The following is a 19,293-nucleotide window of genomic DNA, read 5'->3' on the forward strand; positions in this document are numbered from 1 at the left end:
GTGGGGTCACCTCGTCAGGACGGGTTGGAAAGCGCGCGATTCTCGAACCAGCAAGAACCGCGCCGCACACCGGCCGCGACAAATCGCGAGCCGGCGTCGGCTCCCCGCAACGCCCGGGCTTCAGGCGCTGACGATCCACCCCTCCAGCGGGTCCACGCCCTCGGGCCAGCCGTAGCGCGGCTGGGTGGTGGCCCAGGCGGCCTGCAGCAGGGCCAGCACGGCGTCCAGGCTGTCGCCGCTGGCATCGGCCACCAGCTCGTCGCGCTGCGCGTGACTGAGCTTGAGCCGCAACCCCAGCTTTGTGCGGCCCTGCTCCAGCGCGTCGACGATGTCCTTACGGGCGATCAAGCGCTCCGGCGTCTGCTCGGCCTTGGTGTCGCTCTTGTACGAGCGCCGGCCGATCAACTCGCGCGCCAGCAGGCCCGGGTAGGCCTCCAGCGCAACGCGGCGCTCGTCGCCAGCCAGATGCCCGGGCAGATGCACGCCCGCCGCGATCAGCCGCGGCACGCCGGCGTGCAGCATCCAGGCCACCGGCGGGTTGACCCATTTCATGCTGGGGCTGGCCCCAGCCGGGCCGTCGCAGGCGCGGTGGGCGAACTTGGAGCCCGCCGGGCGCGCATCGCAGAAGGCGGCAAAACGGTCGCGGATCTCGTCGCGGCCCAGCGCCGCGTAGTGGGCCATCAGCGCGGCGTAGTCGGTCGGCCAGCCCAGCTGCTCGACCAGCTCGCGCGGCAGGCCGAACGGCAGGTCGAAACCGCCCACCCAGGGCCCGGGCTGGGCCAGCCAGGCGGAGAAGGCGTCCAGGCTGTCCAGTGCCGTCAAGCCCTCCAGCCGCACGACCGCGCCGTGCCGGCGGCCCGCCGCGACGCGGACAGGCTTGACGCGACGTGGCGCACTTGTGAAGTCGATCCCAAAAATAGTGCCGTCTTGCATGGGCGGCATTCTGGGGCTGGGCAGAATGGCGGGCTCCCATGTCCGACCTGCTCGACCTCCCCGCCCTGCCCGCCGACGACGCGGGTTTCGACGCCTCCGCGTTCGACGCCGCGTTCGCGGCCCAGCGCCAGCTCGCCGCGGCAGGGGCCTACCAGGCATCCAACGACGTGCTGGAGCAGTTGCTGCAGGACTGCCCGCCCAGCCAGCAGCGCCGCCGCTGTGAAGTGCTGGCCCTGCTGGCCCACCAGTACCCACGGCTGGGACGGCTGACGGCCAGCGCGCGCTGCGCCACCGAGGCCCTCGCGCTGGCGGAGCGGCTGGGCGACGACACGCTGCTGGCCGACGCGCTGACATCGCAGGCCTACGTCTATGGCCAGCTGCTGATGGGCCGTGAGGCCTTGCAGGCCGGCATGAAGGCACTGGCCGCCGCGCGCCGCACGGCTGACCCGGTGCGCGAAGCCTGGGCGCTGAACCGCGTCGGCGTCGCCTACGCCAGCCTGGACAACCCGACGCAGGCGTGCGCGTCCACCGGTCAGGCGCTGGAGATCGCACAGCGCGCCCCGGTCGCCGAGGTGCTGTTCTCCTGCCACAACAACCTCGCCTACTTCTGGCTGCTGCGCGTGGAGGAGGCCCGCACGTGCAACGACGCCGCTGCGCTGGCCGAGGCGGTCACGCAGGCGCGCAGCACGGCCGAGGAGGCCACGGCGCTGGCGCGCCGTTCGGGCAGCGCCTTCCAGGTCGCCGTCGCCGTGTCCAACCTCCTCAACGCGCTGCTGGCCGGCGGTCAGCTGGACGAGGCCCTGCCGCTGCTCAACGAATTCGGCCATCTGGCCCACGACCACGGCTACCGCACGCTGGCCATCGAGGCCGACGCGCAGCGCGCCGTCTTCCTGCGGCTGAAGGGCGAGCCGCTGCAGGCCGTGCGCCTGCTGGAGGCGCTGATCGCCGCCGCCAGCGAGCCGCCGCCCAAGCTGCGCCGGCTGCTGATCCGCAACCTCTACGAGACGCACAAGGCCTGCGGCCAGTACCGCCAGGCGCTGGAGCGGCTGGAGGAGCTGGTCGGCCTGGACCGCCAGATCACCCGCGACAACCTCGTGCTGCAGACCGAGGTCATCCTCATTCGCGACCAGGTCGAGCAGGCCCAGGCCCGCGCCGACAGCGCCGCGGCCGACGCCCGGCGCGAGCGCGCCCGCGCCACCCACCTCGAGAACGAGCAGCAGCGCCTGCGCGAGCACGCCAACGCGCTGGACCGCGCCGCGCACGAGGACGTGCTGACCGGCCTGCACAACCGCCGCCACGCCGAATTCGCACTGCCGCTGCTGGTGGAAGGCGCACGCGTGGCGGGCCAGGTCATCAGCGTCGCGACGCTGGACGTGGACCACTTCAAGTGCATCAACGACACCCACGGCCACGCGGTGGGTGACGCCGTGCTGCAGCAACTCGCGCAGCTGCTGCGCCACCGGCTGCGCAGCGCCGACCTGCTGGCACGCATCGGCGGCGAGGAATTCCTGGCCGTGCTCGTCGGCATCGCCCCGCAGCAAGCCGCCGAGATCTGCGAGCGCCTGCGCCTGGCCGTCGCCGAGCACGACTGGGCCGCCATCACGCCGGGCCTGGTCGTTCGCGTCAGCGTGGGCATCGCCGGCGGCCCGCCGCCGCTGCAGGCCGACCAGTTGCTCAACCGGGCCGACCAGGCGCTCTACGCCGCCAAGCGCGGCGGGCGCAACCGGGTGCACGTGGACTGAGGAGCGGCACCGTGGCCTTCGAGTCATCCGATTCCGGTGCCCTGCGGAGAGTCCCCGGATGAACCCCATCCTCGTCGAAGTGCTGCGCGGCAACGCCGTCGAGTCCTGCCATGCCGGTGCACTGGCCATCGTCGACGCGTCGGGCGCCGTGCACACGGCGCTGGGCGATATCGAGCGCCCCATCTTCCCGCGCTCCGCCGTCAAGCTGCTGCAGGCGCTGCCGCTGGTGGCCAGCGGCGCGGCCGAAGCCTTTGGGCTGAATGACGCCGAGCTGGCCCTGGCCTGTGCCTCGCACAGCGGCGAGCCCGAGCATGTGGCCACGGCCGCCGGCGTGCTGGCCAAGCTGGGGCTGACGGCCGACGCGCTGGAATGCGGCACGCAATGGCCCAGCCGCGAGCCGGTGCTGCGCGGCATGCTGGCACGCGGCGAGACGGCAGGGCCGCTGCACAACAACTGCTCGGGCAAGCACAGCGGCTTCGTCTGCCTTGCCTGCCTGATGGCCCGCAACGCCGGCACCGACCCGGCCGCGTTCGCGCGCGGCTACGTGGCCGCCGAGCACCCGGTCATGCGCGAGGTGTCGGCCGCACTGTCGGCCGCGACCGGCGTGGACGTCGAGCGCGCACCACGCGGCACGGACGGCTGCTCCATCCCCACCTTCGCGCTGCCGCTGCGCTCCCTCGCGCTGGCATTCGCGCGCGCCGGCACGGGGCATGACCTGTCCGACGCCAATGCCCGCGCTGCGCGCCGGCTGCGCGAGGCCGTCGCCCGGGCGCCGTTCATGGTCGGCGGCACCGACCGTTTCGACACCCGCGTGATGCAGGCCTTCGGCGAGCAGCTGTTCTGCAAGATCGGCGCCGAGGGCGTCTACTGCGCAGCACTGCCGGCGCTGGGCCTGGGCGTGGCGCTGAAGATCGACGACGGTGCCGCCCGCGCGGCCGAGGCGGCAATGGCCGTCGTCGCGGCCCGGCTGCTGCAAGACCGGGGCGACCTGCTGCACGGCTACAGCCACGCCGTGCTGCGCAACTGGCGGGGCATCGAGGTCGGGGCGCTGCGGCCGGGCGAGGCACTCACGGCGGCGCTGCGAGCCCCCTGACGTTTCGCGCCCGAGGCCGCGAAACGCCACGGCGAAGGCCTGCGGCGCCCTCTCCCTCTACTTCTTCTCGTACTTCCAGAATCTGCCCTTGCCCTGGGCGATCCATTCGAGGGCTTCATCGATGCGCTTCTGGCGTGTCTGCTCCGTCTTCGCATCGGCAATCCACACCACATACTCCTTGCGGAACGATGGTGACTTGCTCTGGAAGACCTCGTTCGCCTGCGCATGGCGCGACAGCTGCTCCGCGAAGGCCTCGGGGACGGCGATCTCGGCGGCCTTCGCAGCCTTCACATCCTGGCGCGGTGGAAGCTTCACCCCTTGGTCGTTCAGCGCCATCGCCTCCTGGATGAAGGCGATCAATTCACCGTCGGGCGGCAGGTCGGACAGCGACGTGAGCTTGCCCATGAAGCGCTTGGCGGCCTTCAAGTCGCGATTCGCCTTGAGCCGCGCATCGCTCATCAGCGGCTCCTTCCAGAAACCGAAGGAGCAGTGGTTCTTGTAGGCCGCAAAGATGCACAGCGCTTCGCCCTTGTAGTCGAAGTGCGGTATGCCCCACTTGATCTCCTCGATCACCTCCGGGCACTGCTGGTGCACCAGTTGGCGCAGGTGCGCCATGATGGGCTTCGCGAAATCCGACGCGGCCTCCTGGTATTCGTCGAACTGCGGATTCAAACGTCCCTGTTGCTTCATTCAGTGAGGCCTTCTGTCGTGAATGGCGGGTGCCCTGGAGCGCGCAGGCTCAGGGTTGCAGCGTCAGCAGCAGTTCGTCGAGTCGTTCGAGGGTGGAGGTGAGACCGGCCTGCAAGCCCATGTCGATCACCTTCTGCACGTCCTGCGCCGAGTCGTACTGGATGATCGTCGTGACGGTCGTGCGGTCCTGCGCGCCGGCGAAGGCCACGTCCCAGCGGGCCCGCGGCATCTCCGGATTCACCACGCCGCTTTCGTCGGCAAAGCCATCGAGCGCCACATAGCTGCGGATCGGCTCGATCGACAGGTAGTCCAGGCGGCTCCAGAACGACTGCCCGTCGGGCGTGACCATGGCGTAGTGCCAGTAGCCTCCCGCCTTGAATTCCATGTGCTTCGTGCGGGTCGTGAGCGGCTTGGGCGCGAACCACTGGTCGAGGTACTCACGCCGCGTATGGCAGTCCCACACCAGTTGCTGCCTCGCCGCGAAGTCCCGTTCCACGGTGATGCGGTTGCGGGCCTTGTCCACCACGAATTCGAAACGCGGGTCAATTTTCATCGTCTTCTCCTTTGAGTTTCACCAAGAGTTCGTCCAGGTTCCCGTAACGGGCCTGCCAGATGGCTCGCTGTTCCCCTAACCACTGCTCCACCGCGCCCAACCGCTGGCGCTGCAGGACGCAGGTCCGCACGCGACCGGCCTTCTCCGAACGGATCAGCCCGGTCTCTTCCAACACGCCGACGTGCTTCATCAGGGAAGGCAGCGCCATCGCAAAGGGTTGCGCCAGCTCGGTCACCGTCGCCGGCCCTCTGCCCAGCCGTTCGACGATGGCCCGACGCGTCGGGTCGGCAAGCGCACGGAAGATGGAATCCAGCGACGCGCTATAGTTATCCATATGGCTAACTATAACGAGCCACGCGTTCGTCCGCAAGCAGCATCGGCCGATGGATCGAGAGCAGGCCCACGTTGCGGCCTGCCGCCCAGCCGAGAAAAAACGATACAAAACGAGACCAAGCAAGCGCTTGGTTGGTTGCTACAGTCCGGCCCCATGCCCGCCCGACCGCCAGCCCGCCCCGTGCCGCCAGCGCCGCCGCCCTCGCCCCGCGACCGCCTGCTCGCCGAAGCCATGCGGCTGTTCGGCGAGCGCGGGGTCGATGCGGTGACGACGCGGGAGATCTGCGCCGCCGCCGGCGTGAACCCCGGCGCCATCCACTACCACTTCGGCGACAAGGACGGGCTTTACCGCGAGGTGCTGCGCCTACCCGTCGCAGAGCTGGACCGGCAGCTCGCCGGCTTCGACGACCCGGGCCTGAGCCTGCACGAGTCCATCCGCCGCTTCATCCAGCCCTTCCTGTTCGACGACGGCTCCTGCAACGCGCAGCTGTTCTTCCGCGAGATGCAGGCGCCCAGCCCGGTGTTCATGGAGACGGTGGCACGCGAGGTCGGCCCCCTGTTCGACCGCTTTGCCCGCCTGCTGGCCCGGCACGCCGGCATGGAGCAGCCCAACGCCGCCATCCACCAGCTCGCCATGGGCCTGCAGGCGATGGCGCACGACTACTCCATGACCCGGCCCATGCTGGACGCCTTCCACCCCGAACTGCTGGCCGACGACCCGCTGCTGGAGCAGACCTGCCACCGCCTTGCCGACTGGGGCTGTGCGCTGGTTGAGTTCGAACGCCAACGCCACGCCTCCCGATGAAAAAACGCCTTTTTCTTGCCGCGCCGCTGCTGGCGCTGCTGACCGCCTGCATGACGGCCCCGCCCGCGCCACCGCCCACGCCCACGACCGTCCCCGCCGCATGGCGTTCGCCGCTGCCCCATGGCGGCAGCACGGCCGCGCTGAACAGCTGGTGGCAGGCCTTCGACGACCCACAGCTGGCCCGCCTCGTCGCCCGCGCCGAGAGCCAGAGCCCCACGCTGGAGCAGGCCGCCGCGCGGCGCCGCCAGGCCGAGGCTGGCGCCGCCCAGGCACGCGCCGGGCTGATGCCGCAGGGTGGTGTCGGCGGCCAGGTGCAGCGCGGCCGCGCACTGAACGCCGTGCCGGGCGACAGCACGCAGTCCAGCGCCCAGTTCAGCGCCAGCTGGGAGATCGACCTCTTCGGTGGCCAGCGCGCTGCTGCGGCTGCCGCGGCAGCCCAGGCCACGGCAGCATCCGCCGACTGGCATGCGGCACGCGTCAGCCTCGCCGCCGACGTGGCCCAGGCCTATGTGCAGATGCGGCTGGCGCAGGCGCATGAGGAGTCCGCCGAGCTGGACACGCGCTTCGCCGAGCAGATCGCCGCCTGGGGCCGCGAGCAGCAGAAGGCCGGCCTGCTCAGCGCCAGCGACGCGGCGTTGCTGAACACCGAGCGCGCCGTCGCCTCCGCCAGTCGCAGCCAGTGGCGCGCCGAGGCGCAGATCGCGCTGCAGACGCTGGCCGTGCTGTGCGCCGAGCGCGCCGACACGCTGGCCGACGAACTCGCGCCGCCCGCGATCGCAACGCAAGGATTCGAGCTGCGCCGCACGCAGCCCCAGGCACCCGCCTTTGATGTGAACGCGCTGCCCTCGCAGCTGTTGGCCCAGCGCCCCGACCTCGCCGCCGCCCACCAGCGCTGGATCGCCGCCGTGCAGCAGCAGCGCAGCGTGGACGCGCAGCGCTACCCGCAGCTCAGCCTGGCCGCGATGGCCGGTGAGTCATGGCTGCGCACGGGCAACAAGAACAGCCGCGGCTCGATGTGGTCATTCGGGCCCAGCCTGACGCTGCCGCTGTTCGATGGCGGCGCGCTGGTCGCCGCCGGCCAGGGCGCGCGGGCCGCGGCCGACGAAGCCGCCGCGGCCCTGCAGGCGCGCTGGCTGGTTGCCGTCAGCGAGGTGGAAGAGGCGCTGCAGCGCGTCACCGCCGGCGCCGAGCGCGAGCAGGAGATCGAGGCCGTGCGGCGCGAGTGGGAAGGCATCGCGCTGCGCTCCGGCGCGCAGGCCCAGGCCGGCCTTCAGAGCGGCGCGCAGCGCAACACCACCTACCGCAACGCGCTGGCCGCCTACGACGCCGTGCTGTCCGTGCGCGCCGAGCAGGCGCTCGCCTGGATACGGCTCTACCGCGCCCTCGGAGGCGGCTGGACCGCCGACACCGTCACGAACACCGCCCTGAACACGCCCCGCTGAGCCATGAAGATCCGCACCCCCATCCTCGTCACCGCCGCCCTCACCCTCGCGCTGGCCGCGGCCTTCGTCGTCGCGATCTCCAGCACCGCACAAGCCGCGGACCAGCCCGCCAGCGCGGCGCCCAAGCCGGCGCTGACCGTCAAGCGCGTCGTCGCGCAAGCCTCCACCTGGCCGCAGACCTTGTCGGGCACCGGCTCCATCGCCGCCTGGCAGGAGGTCGTCATCGGCGCCGAGATCGGCGGCCAGCGGCTGGCGCAGCTCAACGTCGACGTGGGCGACCGCGTGAAGAAGGGACAGGTGCTGGCGCGCCTCAGCCCCGGCACGCTGGAGGCCGACCTGGCCGCTTCCAGGGCCGCGCTGCTGGAGGCCGAGGCCTCGGCCCGCGAGGCGCACCAGACCGCCGAGCGCGTGAAGACGCTGCAGGGCAGCGAGGCGCTGTCGCCGCAGGCCATCGACCAGGCGCTGGCCACCGACGCTGCCGCGCAGGCCCGCGTTGCCGCCGCCAAGGCGCGCGTGCAGGCCGACCAGCTGCGCCTGTCGTACACGCAGATCAGCGCGCCGGACGACGGCGTCATCAACGCCCGCGCCGCCGTTCCGGGCGCGCTGGTGCAGCCCGGGCAGGAGCTGTTCCGCCTGCAGCGCCAGGGCCGGCTGGAATGGCGCGCCGAGGTACCCGGTGCCGAGCTGTCCCGACTGAAGGCCGGCCAGGCCGTGCGCGTGCAGCCCAGCGGCGCGCCGCCGGTGGAGGGTCGCATCCGCCGCGTCGCGCCGCAGGTGGACGCGCAGACGCGCAACGGCCTCGTCTACGTGGACCTGAAGCCGGGCGAAGCCCTGCGTGCGGGCCTGTTCGCGCGCGGCGACTTCGTGCTCGGCGAGAGCCCCGCGCTGACGCTGCCGCAGAGCGCCGTGCTGCTGCGCGACGGCTTCAGCTACGTGTTCCGCATCGACGGCACCAAGGTGCGCCAGACCAAGGTGCAGGTCGGCCGGCGCGAGGCCGACCGCGTGGAGGTGACGTCCGGCCTGGCCGCGGGGGCCGCGGTCGTCGAGTCGGGTGTCGGCTTCCTGGCGGATGGGGACACCGTTCGCTTGGCGAACGGCGGGGGCGACACCGCGCCCGCAGCCAAGTAAGGAGACACCGAGATGTTCAACGTCTCCCGCTGGTCCATCGCCAACCCGGTGCCGGCCGTCATGCTCTTCATCATGCTGACGGCGGCCGGGCTCTACGGCTTCAGCAAGATGAAGATCCAGCAGTTCCCGGACGTGGAGCTGCCCACCATCGTCGTCAGCGCGTCGCTGCCGGGCGCCGCACCCGCGCAGATGGAAACCGAGGTCGCCCGCAAGATCGAGAACTCGGTCGCCACGGCTCAGGGCGTCAAGCACATCTACACCAAGGTGCAGGACGGCATGGCCACCGTCACCGTCGAGTACCGGCTGGAGAAGCCGCTGCAGGAAGCCCAGGACGACACGCGCGACGCGGTCGCCCGCATCCGCGCGGACCTGCCGGCCGACCTGCGCGACCCGGTCATCACGAAGATGAACCTGTCGGGCGCGCCCATCCTGACCTACACCGTCTCCAGCAGCAGCATGGACGACGAGGCGCTGTCCTGGTTCGTCGACAACCAGGTCACCAAGCGGCTGCTGGCCGTGCGCGGCGTGGGCTCGGTGGCCCGCGTGGGCGGCGTGACGCGCGAGCTGCGCGTGGAGCTGGACCCGTCGCGCATGCTGGCGCTGGGCGTCACCGCGGCCGAGGTGTCGCGCCAGCTCAAGCAGGTGCAGCAGGAAGCCCCCGGCGGCCGCGCACAACTGGGCGGCGCCGAGCAGTCGCTGCGCACCATCGCCACCGTGCAAAGCGCGGCCGAGCTGGCGGCGATGGACATCCCGCTGGCCGATGGCCGGCGCGTGCGGCTGGACCAGGTCGCCAGCGTCAGCGACACGCTGGCCGAGCGGCGCGCGGGCGCCTTCCTGAACGGCAAGCCGGTCGTCGGCTTCGAAATCGTGCGCGCCCGCGGGGCCGGCGAGGTGGACGTGGCCGAGCGCATCCGCGCTGCGCTGCAGGAGCTGAAGGCAGCCCACCCTGACATCACCGTCACCGAGGCCTACAACTTCGTCGACCCCGTCATCGAGAACTACCACGGCAGCCTGTCGCTGCTGCTGGAGGGCGCCTTCCTGGCCGTGGTGGTGGTGTGGTTCTTCCTGCGCGACTGGCGCGCCACCTTCGTCAGCGCCGTCGCGCTGCCGCTGTCGGCCATCCCGACCTTCTTCGTCATGCAGATGATGGGCTTCACGCTCAACGTCGTGACGCTGCTGTCGCTGTCCCTCGTCATCGGCGTGCTGGTGGACGACGCCATCGTCGAGATCGAGAACATCATGCGACACCTGACGATGGGCAAGACGCCGCTCGAAGCGGCGCGCGAGGCGGCGGACGAGATCGGCATGGCCGTCATCGCCACCACCTTCACGCTGATCGCCGTGTTCCTGCCCACCGCCTTCATGAGCGGCGTGGTCGGCAAGTTCTTCGTGCAGTTCGGCTGGACGGCGTCCATCGCCGTGTTCTTCTCGCTCGTCGTCGCCCGCATGCTGACGCCGATGATGGCCGCCTACATCCTCAAGGCCCCCACGCACGAGCACAAGGAACCGTTCTGGATGGCCCGCTACATGAAGACCGCGCGCTGGGCCTTCACGCACAAGGGCAAGACGCTGGCCATCACGGCGGCCTTCGGTGTGGCGGCCTGCACACCTCAGTTCATGGGCGCCATCCCGGGCGCCTTCCTGCCGCCGGACGACCTGAGCCAGACCCAGATCAGCATCGAGCTGCCGCCCGGCAGCACCTACGAGCAGACCGCCGCCATCGCCGAGCAGGCCCGCGCTGCCGCGGCGCAGCACGGGCACGTCAAGCTGGTCTACACCGCCGTGGGCGGCGGCAGCGCCGGCAGCGACCCGTTCGCGATGGGCGGCGCAGCCGAGTCGCGCAAGGCCACCCTGACGCTCAACCTCACGCCCCGCAAGGAGCGCCGCGGCACCAGCAAGCAGCAGATCGAGCGCGAGCTGCGCACGAGGCTGGAGAACATCGCCGGCGCGCGGCTGAAGGTGACCTTCGGCGGCTCCAACGACAAGTACCAGCTGGTGCTGGCCGGCGAGGACGGCGAGGCCCTGACGCAGCACGCCATCAAGGTCGAGAAGGAGCTGCGCACGCTGCACGGCATCGGCCAGGTCACCAGCAGCTCCAGCCTGCAGCGGCCCGAGCTCATCGTTCGGCCGGACGCTGCGCGCGCGGCGGACCTGGGCGTGTCCACCGCCGCGATTGCCGACACGCTGCGCATCGCCACCGCGGGCGACTACGACCAGTTCCTGCCCAAGCTCAACCTCAGCCAGCGTCAGGTGCCCATCGTCGTGCGCCTGCCCGACGCAGCGCGTGCCGACCTGGCCCTGCTGGGCGAGCTGACCGTGCCCGGCGCGCGCGGCCCCGTGCCGCTGCGCCAGGTGGCCGAGCTGAGCCTGACCAGCGGCCCCGCGCAGATCGACCGCTACGACCGGCTGCGCAACGTCAACTTCGAGATCGAGCTGAACGGGCAGCCGTTGAGCGAGGTGCAGGCCGCTGCCGCCGCGCTGCCCAGCATCGCCAACCTGCCGCCGGGCGTGACCAAGGCCGAAGTGGGCGACGCCGAGGCCTTTGCCGAGCTGGGCCAGGGCTTCCTGCTGGCCATGGGCACGGGCGTGGCCTGCATCTACATCGTGCTGGTGCTGCTGTTCCACGCGTGGGTGCAGCCGGTGACCATCCTCGGCGCGCTGGTGCTATCCATCCCCGGCGCCATCCTGGCGCTGTTCGTGACCGGCACCGACCTGTCGATGCCCGCCATGATCGGCATGATCATGCTGATGGGCATCGCGACCAAGAACTCCATCCTGCTGGTGGAGTACGCCATCGTCGCTCAGCGCGAGCAGGGCCTCTCGCGGCTGGACGCGCTGCTGGACGCCTGCCACAAGCGCGCTCGGCCCATCGTCATGACGACGCTCGCGATGGGCGCCGGCATGATGCCGATCGCGCTGGGCTTCGGCACCGACCCGAGCTTCCGCGCCCCGATGGCCATCGTCGTCATCGGCGGGCTCATCACCAGCACCTTCCTGAGCCTGCTGGTGATCCCGGTGCTCTACGAGGTGGTGGACGACTTCATCCAGCGCGTCACGCGCCGCAGGACGAAGGGGCAGGAGGCGCCGGCCTCGGCCTGATGCCGATGTGCAAAGACCGCCCGTGGGCGGTCTTTTTCATGGCGGGCAGGCGAACTCAATGCAACCAGGGCGGCCGATGCGGGTCGGCCACCGGCCGCGGCTTCAGCGTCTCCCGGACGCGCTCGACGGTGGCAGCCGAATGCTTGTCGTCGACGGCCACGATGAGCCGCAGCCAGCTGGCCTTCCAGCGATCGCCCTCGCGCCGCGTCCAGCACCACACCTGCGCCCCGAGCTCGCCAGCCCGGTCAGCCAGGCATACCTCGTCGAAGTCTGCTCCTGCATAGCTGAGCAGCTGCTCTTCATCGACGTAGGTGTTGAAGTAGCTGGGCATGCGGCGAGTCTAGGCGTTTGGGGAGTCGGTGCAAGCCTGCGAAACAGCGGCCCCATGGTTCGTTCGTCGCTTCCAAGCTGCTTGCCACCCGTTCGGTCGGGCCTGGCCACGGGCAGCAGTCACCACTTCTCGGACGCTACCGTCTGACATCCGGTCCACTCTGTGAACAGCTGGGAGACACTCCTGCCGACATCGTTCCAGGGAGTCCGAGATGAGGCTGAGCCATTCCAAACTTGCAGTCGTCTTGCTGCTATGCGCCAGCGCCCATGCGCAGGAGCCAGCACTGGCAACGAATGCGCCCAAGGACAAGCCTACGGCTGTGGCGTCTCGCGAGAAGTTTGAGCGGGATATCGCGCCTTACGTCGCACGTGCCAAATCGACCTACCCGCAGGCGAAAGCGCGCTTTCTCCAGGGCTTGCCCAAAGGGCAGTCCTTCTTCGTCACGACGCGGCTACTTGGGGCGGATGGCAGCTTCGAACAGGTGTTTATCGCGGTGCAGTCCATTCGCGACGGCCAAGTCATGGGCAGGATCTGGAGCGACCCTCACATCGTCAAGGCCTACAAGTACCGGGATGCGTATTCCTTCCCTGAGGATCGCCTCTTGGACTGGCTCATCACGAAGCCGGATGGGTCCGAGGAGGGCAACTTCGTCGGCAATTTCCTCGATACGTACAAGCAATAGGCATTTCGCCTTGCCCAGGTGCACGACCCATGTGCGCGCGTAGATGATGGTCGCGAGATCAGGCTTCAATACATCTTGCTCGGTGGCCGTCGTTTACAGCGCGCCAGCGATTCGTTCAATGTATTCAGGCATGAAAGCTCGCCATGTTCCCTGGTGATCGGCATCCGGGACCGGCACGATCTCGACCCAGGCCGGCACCGCACCCGGCTCCGTCAGGTCGGACGCCGGCGTCCGCACATCGCGCGCGCCCTGGATGATCGTCACGGGGAAACGTGGCTCGGCGCCCAGGGCGTCCTGCAGGTTGTAGTTCGTCGTCAGCAGTCGCTCGAGCGGCATCCAACTCGCCAGACGGCGCCCCAGCAGCGGCGTCATCGCCGAGCGCAGCGCTGCGGCGAGGCTGGGGCTCGCGCCTTCAAGCAGCAGGGCCGCGGGACGATGGCCCCGGGTGGCGTAGGCGGCGAGCATGGACCCGAGCGAGCGGCCGATCACCAAGTAGCGCCGACCACAGCGCTGCTCGACCTGTCTAACGACTTCAAGCGCAAAGCGTCGGGCCTGCTCCAGCGTGAGCCTGGGTCCGTCCGGCCTGGCCGCGTAGGTGGCCGTGAAGGTGGCAATGCCGCGCGAGGCCATCAATGGCGCCAATTGGCCCTCGAACCCTCCGGCCAGCCCGTGCTGCCCCGGAAAGAGGATCACGCACCCGCCGTCGACGTTGCCCGCCAAGTAGACCGGCACATCGACACCGTCAGCCACGGCGACGCTGAAGGCGACCTGGCCGACCGCGGGCGGATGCAGGCCGGCGTCCCGAATCGCGACACGATCGACGATGAGGCCAATGCTCGCGATGAGCATGGCCATGCAGATGAGCATCGCCACAACCAGCAGGCGCGGCCGACGCCAGACCGAGCGTCGTGAGACCGTCACCCCAGCCGGAACACCGCCACCGACCGCGCCAGCGCATCCGCCTGCTGCTGCAGGCTGGCTGCTGCGGCGGCGGACTCCTCCACCAGCGCGGCGTTCTGCTGCGTCATCTGGTCCAGCCCCGCGATGGCCTGGCCGATCTGGCCGATGCCGGTGCTCTGCTCGCCGGTGGCGTGGCTGATCTCCGAGACGATGTGGCTGACACGCTCGATGGCCGAAATGACCTCGTGCATCGTCTGCCCGGCCTGCGCCACCAGCGCCGCGCCTCCCTGCACGTTCTCGCCGCTCTGCGTGATCAGCGACTTGATCTCCTTGGCCGCCTCGGCCGAGCGCTGCGCCAGCGTGCGCACCTCGCCGGCCACAACGGCAAAGCCCCGCCCCTGCTCGCCCGCACGCGCCGCCTCCACCGCCGCGTTCAGCGCCAGGATGTTGGTCTGGAAGGCGATGCCGTCGATGACCGAGATGATGTCGGCGATCTTGGCCGACGAGGCACTGATGCGCCCCATGGTCTCGACGACCTCGTCCACCACCGTGCCACCGCGGCGCGCCACCGACGCCGCGTCGTTGGCCAGCTGGTTGGCCTGGCGGGCCGATTCGGCGTTGTGCGTGACGCTGGCCGTCAGTTCCTCCATCGCCGATGCCGTCTCCTGCAGGTTGGACGCCGCCTGCTCGGTGCGGTTGCTGAGGTCCTGGCTGCCCGTGGCCACCTCGCGTGACGCGTTGGCGATGTTGTCGGTGCTCTGGCGTACGCCGGAGACGACGGTGACCAGCGAATCCTGCATGCCCTGCACGCCACGCATCAGCGCGGCCGTCTCGTCCCGGCCCTCGGCCTTCACGGCGGCGCTGAGGTCGTGGCTGGCGATGCGCTCGGTCGTCTTCACTGCGTGGGCCAGCGGCGCGAGGATGGAACGAATGTTGACCGCGGTGTAACCCGCCAGCAGCAGCACCGCGACGATGACGACCAGCACCAGGTTGCGGCGGATGTCGTTCTCGTGTTCTTCCAGCAAGGCCACCTGGGCGGCCGAGTGCCGGTCGATCTTCTCGGTCATGTCGCCCAGCGCCTTGTCCACGGCGCGCACCGGGCCCTTGACCGGCTCCATCGCATGGTTGGCTGCGGCGGTATCCGCGAACTCGCCCTTGGCCATGCGCTCCAGGATGCCGCTGAAGCCGCCGCGGTAGTCCAACAGCGCCGTCTTCAGCTCAGCCGGCATGCGTTTGACGTCTTCCGGCGCGTCCAGCTTGGCGATGTTGTCGAGGCTGGAGGTGACCTTCTCGAAGGTCTCGTTCCATTCCTTGCGGTAGTGCTCGACGGCCTTGGCGTCGGCCAGGTTGATGAGCAGGTCTTTCTCGTAGCGCCGCAGGTTGCCGACGCCGGCACGGATGCCCGCAAGCTGCGTCAGCGACTCGACGTCGTTGTCCACGTAGTGGACGAACTGAGCCTTGGACTGAGCCAGGCTGTACAGGCCTTGCACGCCCACCAGCAGCATGCCGGCCACGGCCAGGGCCGCCAGCGCGAGCAGCCGCGCCTTGATCGTGTAGTCGCTGAGCTTCATCGCCGTCCCTCCAGACGAGTTCCGGCGTGAGACTAGTCCTTTGACGCGACTTCGACCAGCGCTCAGGCTGACGTGCCGCCGTCCGGGCGCCACAACTCGTGCATGGCGGCCTCGAAGGCATCGCCCACGCGCTGCGGCGCCCGCCACGGCCGCGCCCGGCCGGCCACCCAGACCGACTGCCACGGCGAGCCATTGCTGCCGAAGACGACAGCATCCAGCAGCGCCTCGTCGGGCAGGCCGCGCAGCGCGTCGGCCTCGCGGTTGAGCACCAGCGCGTCGGCGCGGGCACCGGGCGTCAGCCCCCAGGCCGTGAAGCCGGCCGCGCGCGCGCCGCCGTGCACGGCGGCATCGAACAGCCGCGCTGCGCTGGACGGCTGCGTGCCCGGCATCGAGGCGATGTTGCGCTGGCGGTGCGCCAGCCGCTGGCCGTACTCCAGCCAGCGCAACTCCTCCACCCAGCCACGCGTGACCTGGCTGTCCGAGCCCACCGTCAGCGGCACGTTGTTCTGCAGCCAGCGCGGCAGGTCGGCCAGGCCGTCGCCAAGATTGGCCTCGGTGCCGGGGCAGATGACGATGCCGGCGCCGCTGAGCGCCACGGCCTCGATCTCGGCTGGCTCGGCGTGCGTGGCGTGCACCAGTTGCCAGCGCGGGTCCAGGCGGCCGTGCTCGGCCAGCCATTGCAGCGGGCGCTGGCCGGTGGCCTGGAGGCAGTCGGCCACCTCCGCCGTCTGCTCGGCCACGTGGATGTGGATGGGCAGGTCGGCGCTGCCGACGAGGCCCAGCAGCCGCGTGATGTCGCCAGGCGCTGCACCACGCAGCGAGTGCAGCGCCACACCGGCGTTCACACGTGGCAGGCCGGCGGCCATGACGCGCTGGCAGGCGCGCCAGGCCCAGTCGGCGTCGGCAGCAAAGCGGTGCTGGTCGGGGCGCAGCCCGGCAGCGTCGAAACCCGCGCGCGTGTAGACGACGGGCAGCAGCGTCAGGCCGATGCCGGTGTCCTCGGCCGCGGCGGCCAGCGCCCAGGCCATGTCCAGCTCGTCCTCGAACTCCTGGCCTGCGGCGGCATGGTGCAGGTAATGGAACTCGCAGACCTGCGTGTAGCCCCCGCGCAGCAGCTCGGCGTAGAGCTGGCTGGCAACGGCCCGCAGTTGCTGCGGCGAGATGCGCAGCGCCAGCGCGTACATGCGGTCGCGCCAGCTCCAGAAGTCGTCCTGCCCCACCTCGCGCCGCTCCGCCAGGCCGACGAAGGCGCGCTGGAAGGCGTGGCTGTGGGCGTTGACGAGGCTGGGGATGACGGGGCCGGCCAGCTTCTCGGCGTCCGGCGGCGCGGGATGGTTGACGGTGATCTCGGACCAGTGGCCGGTGGCATCGACCGTCAGCAGCACGTCGCGCTGCCAGCCACCGTGGACCCAGGCGAGCGGCGCGTGCAGTCGTTTCAGGGCCGGCATGCGAGCATCTCCTCCAACATCCGTTCGATCAGCGGCGCGACGGCCGCCGCCGCGGCTTCGTCATAGGCGTGGCGCGGGTCCTGCGCCTCGTCCATGTAGCAGCGCTGGCACATCTCCAGCTGCACGGCGTGGATGCCCTGGCCAGGCCGGCCGTGGTGGCGCGTGATGTACCCGCCCTTGAAGCGGCCATTGACGACATGGCTGAACCGCGCCTGCCCGGCCAGCAGCGCGCCGAGGCGCTCGGTGATGGCGGGCGCGCAGGAGGCGCCGTCGGCCGTGCCGAGGTTCAGCGCCGGCAGCCGGCCCTCGAACAGCCAGGGCAGCTCGGAGCGGATGCTGTGGCCGTCGAACAGCAGCGCGTGGCCGTGCTCGGCGCGCAGACGCGCCAGCTCGGCGGCCAGCGCGTCGTGATACGGCTGCCAATAGGTGCGGCGGCGCGATGCGATGTCGGCGGCGTCGGGCTCGGCACCGTCGCGGTAGAGCGGCTCGGACGTGAAGAAACGCGTGGGCACCAGGCCGGTGCCGCCGGACGCACCGGGATACAGCGGCCGGTCGTCGGGCGGCCGGTTCAGGTCGATGACGTAGCGGCTGTAGCGCGGCACCAGCAGGCTGGCGCCCAGCGCTTGAGCCAGCGGCCGGTAGAGCCGCTCCAGGTGCCAGTCGGTGTCCTCGCTCAGCAAGGCGCGGGGCACGAACCGCTCGGCCAGCTCGGGCGGTATCTCGGTGCCGACATGCGGCAGGCTGATCAGCAGCGGCACGCGGCCAGGCTGCAGTTGGAACACGCTCATGATCCTCCCTGGATGCCGTGGCGTACCCGTTCTATCAGCGGGTTATGCCCAAAGCATGCCGCCAGCTCGCGCGGGTGTCCAGCGTCCCAGACGCAGAAATCCGCGCGCTGCCCGGCCACCAGCTGACCGCGATCATGCAGGCCCAGCGCGCGCGCACCATGGACGGTCAGGCCGCGCAGCGCCTCTTCGGGCGTCAGGCCGAACAGCACGCAGGCCATGTTCAGCATCAGCAGCGGCGACAGCGTGGGCGACGTGCCGGGGTTGTGGTCGGTCGCGACGGCGATGGGCACACCGGCCTCGCGCAGCTGTTGAACCGGCGGCAGCTTGGTCTCGCGCAGCGCGTAGAACGCGCCGGGCAGCAGCACGGCCACGGTGCCGGCCTGGGCCATGGCCTGGACACCGGCCGGGCTGAGGTACTCGAGGTGATCGCAGCTCAGCGCCCGGTACGAGGCGGCGAGCTGCGCGCCGCCCTGGTCGCTCAACTGTTCGGCATGCAGCTTGACGGGCAGGCCCAGTGCACGGGCCGCTTCGAACACGCGGGCCACCTGGGCCGGGCTGAAGGCAATGTGCTCGCAGAAGGCGTCGACCGCGTCGACCAGGCCTTGCGCGTGCAGCCCGGGCAGCCATTGGCAGACGGCGGCGATGTAGTCGTCGGCATCGCCGAACTCGGGCGGCAGCGCGTGGGCGGCGAGATAGGTCGTGCGCACATCCACGCCGGCGATCTGGCGCGCGACGCGCAGCATGCGCGCCTCGGTCGCGGCGTCCAGCCCGTAACCGGACTTGACCTCCAGCGTCGTAACGCCTTCGCCGATGAGCGACCGGGCGCGCTTCGTCGCCGAGGCCAGCAGCTCGGCCTCGCTGGCGGCCCGCGTGGCGGCCACCGTCGCGCGGATGCCGCCACCGGCTTTCGCGATGTCGGCGTAGGTCGCGCCATGCAGGCGCTGCTCGAATTCGTGGGCGCGATTGCCGCCGTAGACAAGGTGGGTGTGGCAGTCCACCAGCCCCGGCGTGACCAGGGCGCCGCGCAACTCGACGACCTCGGCATTCGTGGCCTCGGGCGGCAACTCGGCCGCCGGGCCTACCCAGCGCAGCAGGCCGCCGTCGACGAGCAGCGCACCGTCGTCGACCAGCCCCCAGCCGCGGTCACCCGCCAGCGTCGCGAGGCACCCGCCCCGCCAGAGTTTCAATCCGGGCTCCAGGTCAGCCACCAGGCGTGGCTGCTGGTGGCGTCAGGCCCGGTGAAGACGCAGCTCTGCGCGGCCGGCGCCTCGCACCAGGCCAGCGTCAGCGGCGCCAGCGGCATCGCGCGGTGGCCGTGTTCCAGCAGGCCGCCCTCGACGGTGAACAGCCCCACCCACGGCGTGCGCGGCAGCAGCACGTGGCTGGCCGACTCGACCTCCAGGTTGCCGCGCCGCTCCATCACGTTGAAGACCTCGGTCTCGCCGCGGATCAGCTCGGCCTCGGGCGCCAACCCGCCGTCAAAGCGCAGCGGCTCGTCGCCGATGCTCTGCGGCCAGTCGAACAGGCGCAGGCCGGCGCCCTTGACGACCGCCAGCCAGCGATGCACGCCGGGGAAGGCCGAGAACGGCCCGTTGCGCTCCACGCGGCCCACGCTCACGCGCAGCGCCCAGTCGTGCGCATGCGGCCACGCGAGCAGTTCGCGCGTTAGGCCACCTTTGTTCATCCAGGCCTGCGGCTGTACGTCGGCCGCGCTGACCTTGCTCCAACTCATGTTCTTACCTTTTGCACCGGCCC

Annotated in this window: 18 protein-coding genes; 7 read left to right on the plus strand and 11 right to left on the minus strand. The window is 70.6% G+C overall.

The genetic code is table 11. The features are described from left to right. Nucleotides 1-120 precede the first annotated feature (120 nt). Nucleotides 121-933 (minus strand): DUF429 domain-containing protein, encoded by an 813-nt coding sequence (locus ACG04R_RS12715; RefSeq protein WP_394410593.1) that lies wholly within the window; start codon nucleotides 931-933, stop codon nucleotides 121-123. A 38-nt stretch (nucleotides 934-971) separates the two neighbouring features. On the opposite strand from ACG04R_RS12715, the gene ACG04R_RS12720 reads away from it, so the two are divergent. Next, a complete protein-coding gene (locus tag ACG04R_RS12720; protein WP_394410596.1) occupies nucleotides 972-2,675 on the plus strand; it encodes a diguanylate cyclase in 1,704 nt (567 codons plus the stop codon). A 58-nt stretch (nucleotides 2,676-2,733) separates the two neighbouring features. Next, nucleotides 2,734-3,768: an asparaginase gene (locus ACG04R_RS12725; protein WP_394410599.1), complete on the plus strand. Its 1,035-nt coding sequence runs from the start codon at nucleotides 2,734-2,736 to the stop codon at nucleotides 3,766-3,768. A 57-nt stretch (nucleotides 3,769-3,825) separates the two neighbouring features. Here ACG04R_RS12725 and ACG04R_RS12730 read toward each other — a convergent pair whose 3' ends face one another. Genes ACG04R_RS12730 through ACG04R_RS12740 form a run of 3 tightly spaced genes read right to left on the minus strand, consistent with a single transcriptional unit; the run spans nucleotide 3,826 to nucleotide 5,345 of the window. Then, on the minus strand, nucleotides 3,826-4,458 hold the full coding sequence (locus tag ACG04R_RS12730; protein ID WP_394410602.1) for a YdeI/OmpD-associated family protein: 633 nt from the start codon (nucleotides 4,456-4,458) through the stop codon (nucleotides 3,826-3,828). Between the two features lie 49 nt (nucleotides 4,459-4,507). After that, the gene (locus ACG04R_RS12735; protein ID WP_394410605.1) at nucleotides 4,508-5,011 is read right to left on the minus strand and encodes an SRPBCC family protein; all 504 of its coding nucleotides are present in this window, start codon (nucleotides 5,009-5,011) and stop codon (nucleotides 4,508-4,510) included. Beyond that, nucleotides 5,001-5,345 (minus strand): ArsR/SmtB family transcription factor, encoded by a 345-nt coding sequence (locus ACG04R_RS12740; RefSeq protein ID WP_394410608.1) that lies wholly within the window; start codon nucleotides 5,343-5,345, stop codon nucleotides 5,001-5,003. Before ACG04R_RS12740 ends, ACG04R_RS12735 begins: the two co-directional genes overlap by 11 nt. Before the next feature lie 153 nt (nucleotides 5,346-5,498). Here ACG04R_RS12740 and ACG04R_RS12745 point away from each other — a divergent pair, with 153 nt between their 5' ends. From ACG04R_RS12745 to ACG04R_RS12760, 4 genes are read left to right on the plus strand one after another with little or no spacing between them, the layout of a single operon-like run. Then, nucleotides 5,499-6,149, plus strand: a complete 651-nt coding sequence (locus tag ACG04R_RS12745) for a TetR/AcrR family transcriptional regulator (RefSeq protein ID WP_394410611.1) — start codon at nucleotides 5,499-5,501, stop codon at nucleotides 6,147-6,149. Beyond that, nucleotides 6,146-7,591 carry an efflux transporter outer membrane subunit gene (locus ACG04R_RS12750; RefSeq protein ID WP_394410614.1) on the plus strand — a complete coding sequence of 482 codons (1,446 nt, stop codon included), beginning with the start codon at nucleotides 6,146-6,148 and terminating at the stop codon, nucleotides 7,589-7,591. The genes ACG04R_RS12745 and ACG04R_RS12750 overlap by 4 nt, the downstream gene beginning before the upstream one ends. 3 nt (nucleotides 7,592-7,594) lie before the next feature. Beyond that, on the plus strand, nucleotides 7,595-8,719 hold the full coding sequence (locus ACG04R_RS12755; RefSeq protein WP_394410617.1) for an efflux RND transporter periplasmic adaptor subunit: 1,125 nt from the start codon (nucleotides 7,595-7,597) through the stop codon (nucleotides 8,717-8,719). A gap of 12 nt (nucleotides 8,720-8,731) precedes the next feature. Continuing rightward, nucleotides 8,732-11,818 (plus strand): efflux RND transporter permease subunit, encoded by a 3,087-nt coding sequence (locus ACG04R_RS12760; protein ID WP_394410620.1) that lies wholly within the window; start codon nucleotides 8,732-8,734, stop codon nucleotides 11,816-11,818. A gap of 55 nt (nucleotides 11,819-11,873) precedes the next feature. On the opposite strand, the gene ACG04R_RS12765 is transcribed toward ACG04R_RS12760, so the two are convergent. Further along, a complete protein-coding gene (locus ACG04R_RS12765; protein WP_394410623.1) occupies nucleotides 11,874-12,149 on the minus strand; it encodes a hypothetical protein in 276 nt (91 codons plus the stop codon). 211 nt (nucleotides 12,150-12,360) lie between these two features. Between ACG04R_RS12765 and ACG04R_RS12770 the strand changes: the two genes are divergently transcribed. Further along, complete coding sequence (locus tag ACG04R_RS12770; RefSeq protein WP_394410626.1) at nucleotides 12,361-12,831, plus strand: hypothetical protein; 471 nt, start codon at nucleotides 12,361-12,363, stop codon at nucleotides 12,829-12,831. 93 nt (nucleotides 12,832-12,924) lie between these two features. Here ACG04R_RS12770 and ACG04R_RS12775 read toward each other — a convergent pair whose 3' ends face one another. The 6 genes from ACG04R_RS12775 to ACG04R_RS12800 all read right to left on the minus strand — a co-directional run bounded on the left by ACG04R_RS12775 (nucleotide 12,925) and on the right by ACG04R_RS12800 (nucleotide 19,270). Beyond that, nucleotides 12,925-13,686, minus strand: coding sequence for an alpha/beta hydrolase (locus ACG04R_RS12775; protein WP_394410630.1), 762 nt, complete (start codon nucleotides 13,684-13,686; stop codon nucleotides 12,925-12,927). A 62-nt stretch (nucleotides 13,687-13,748) separates the two neighbouring features. Beyond that, on the minus strand, nucleotides 13,749-15,302 hold the full coding sequence (locus ACG04R_RS12780) for a methyl-accepting chemotaxis protein (protein WP_394410633.1): 1,554 nt from the start codon (nucleotides 15,300-15,302) through the stop codon (nucleotides 13,749-13,751). A gap of 62 nt (nucleotides 15,303-15,364) precedes the next feature. After that, nucleotides 15,365-16,750, minus strand: a complete 1,386-nt coding sequence (gene hutF / locus ACG04R_RS12785; protein ID WP_394410637.1) for a formimidoylglutamate deiminase — start codon at nucleotides 16,748-16,750, stop codon at nucleotides 15,365-15,367. Next, a complete protein-coding gene (gene hutG / locus ACG04R_RS12790; RefSeq protein ID WP_394410640.1) occupies nucleotides 16,738-17,538 on the minus strand; it encodes an N-formylglutamate deformylase in 801 nt (266 codons plus the stop codon). The genes hutF and hutG overlap by 13 nt, the downstream gene beginning before the upstream one ends. Beyond that, nucleotides 17,535-18,725 (minus strand): imidazolonepropionase, encoded by a 1,191-nt coding sequence (gene hutI / locus ACG04R_RS12795; protein WP_394410643.1) that lies wholly within the window; start codon nucleotides 18,723-18,725, stop codon nucleotides 17,535-17,537. The genes hutG and hutI overlap by 4 nt, the downstream gene beginning before the upstream one ends. Beyond that, nucleotides 18,722-19,270: a HutD/Ves family protein gene (locus ACG04R_RS12800; protein ID WP_394410646.1), complete on the minus strand. Its 549-nt coding sequence runs from the start codon at nucleotides 19,268-19,270 to the stop codon at nucleotides 18,722-18,724. Before ACG04R_RS12800 ends, hutI begins: the two co-directional genes overlap by 4 nt. Nucleotides 19,271-19,293 lie beyond the last annotated feature (23 nt).

The organism is Pelomonas candidula, assembly GCF_043555985.1.
Classification (GTDB): domain Bacteria; phylum Pseudomonadota; class Gammaproteobacteria; order Burkholderiales; family Burkholderiaceae_C; genus Pelomonas; species Pelomonas candidula.

What these genes read in the sequence shown, in the direction of transcription:
- ACG04R_RS12745 (WP_394410611.1), top strand. Translation starts at nt 5,499, where the DNA reads ATGCCCGCCCGACCGCCAGCCCGCCCCGTGCCGCCAGCGCCGCCGCCC.
- ACG04R_RS12720 (WP_394410596.1), top strand. Translation starts at nt 972, where the DNA reads ATGTCCGACCTGCTCGACCTCCCCGCCCTGCCCGCCGACGACGCGGGT.
- ACG04R_RS12775 (WP_394410630.1), bottom strand. Translation starts at nt 13,686, where the DNA reads ATGGCCATGCTCATCGCGAGCATTGGCCTCATCGTCGATCGTGTCGCG.
- ACG04R_RS12730 (WP_394410602.1), bottom strand. Translation starts at nt 4,458, where the DNA reads ATGAAGCAACAGGGACGTTTGAATCCGCAGTTCGACGAATACCAGGAG.
- ACG04R_RS12725 (WP_394410599.1), top strand. Translation starts at nt 2,734, where the DNA reads ATGAACCCCATCCTCGTCGAAGTGCTGCGCGGCAACGCCGTCGAGTCC.
- ACG04R_RS12750 (WP_394410614.1), top strand. Translation starts at nt 6,146, where the DNA reads ATGAAAAAACGCCTTTTTCTTGCCGCGCCGCTGCTGGCGCTGCTGACC.
- hutF (WP_394410637.1), bottom strand. Translation starts at nt 16,750, where the DNA reads ATGCCGGCCCTGAAACGACTGCACGCGCCGCTCGCCTGGGTCCACGGT.
- ACG04R_RS12780 (WP_394410633.1), bottom strand. Translation starts at nt 15,302, where the DNA reads ATGAAGCTCAGCGACTACACGATCAAGGCGCGGCTGCTCGCGCTGGCG.
- hutG (WP_394410640.1), bottom strand. Translation starts at nt 17,538, where the DNA reads ATGAGCGTGTTCCAACTGCAGCCTGGCCGCGTGCCGCTGCTGATCAGC.
- ACG04R_RS12800 (WP_394410646.1), bottom strand. Translation starts at nt 19,270, where the DNA reads ATGAGTTGGAGCAAGGTCAGCGCGGCCGACGTACAGCCGCAGGCCTGG.
- ACG04R_RS12755 (WP_394410617.1), top strand. Translation starts at nt 7,595, where the DNA reads ATGAAGATCCGCACCCCCATCCTCGTCACCGCCGCCCTCACCCTCGCG.
- ACG04R_RS12760 (WP_394410620.1), top strand. Translation starts at nt 8,732, where the DNA reads ATGTTCAACGTCTCCCGCTGGTCCATCGCCAACCCGGTGCCGGCCGTC.
- ACG04R_RS12715 (WP_394410593.1), bottom strand. Translation starts at nt 933, where the DNA reads ATGCAAGACGGCACTATTTTTGGGATCGACTTCACAAGTGCGCCACGT.
- ACG04R_RS12765 (WP_394410623.1), bottom strand. Translation starts at nt 12,149, where the DNA reads ATGCCCAGCTACTTCAACACCTACGTCGATGAAGAGCAGCTGCTCAGC.
- ACG04R_RS12740 (WP_394410608.1), bottom strand. Translation starts at nt 5,345, where the DNA reads ATGGATAACTATAGCGCGTCGCTGGATTCCATCTTCCGTGCGCTTGCC.
- ACG04R_RS12770 (WP_394410626.1), top strand. Translation starts at nt 12,361, where the DNA reads ATGAGGCTGAGCCATTCCAAACTTGCAGTCGTCTTGCTGCTATGCGCC.
- ACG04R_RS12735 (WP_394410605.1), bottom strand. Translation starts at nt 5,011, where the DNA reads ATGAAAATTGACCCGCGTTTCGAATTCGTGGTGGACAAGGCCCGCAAC.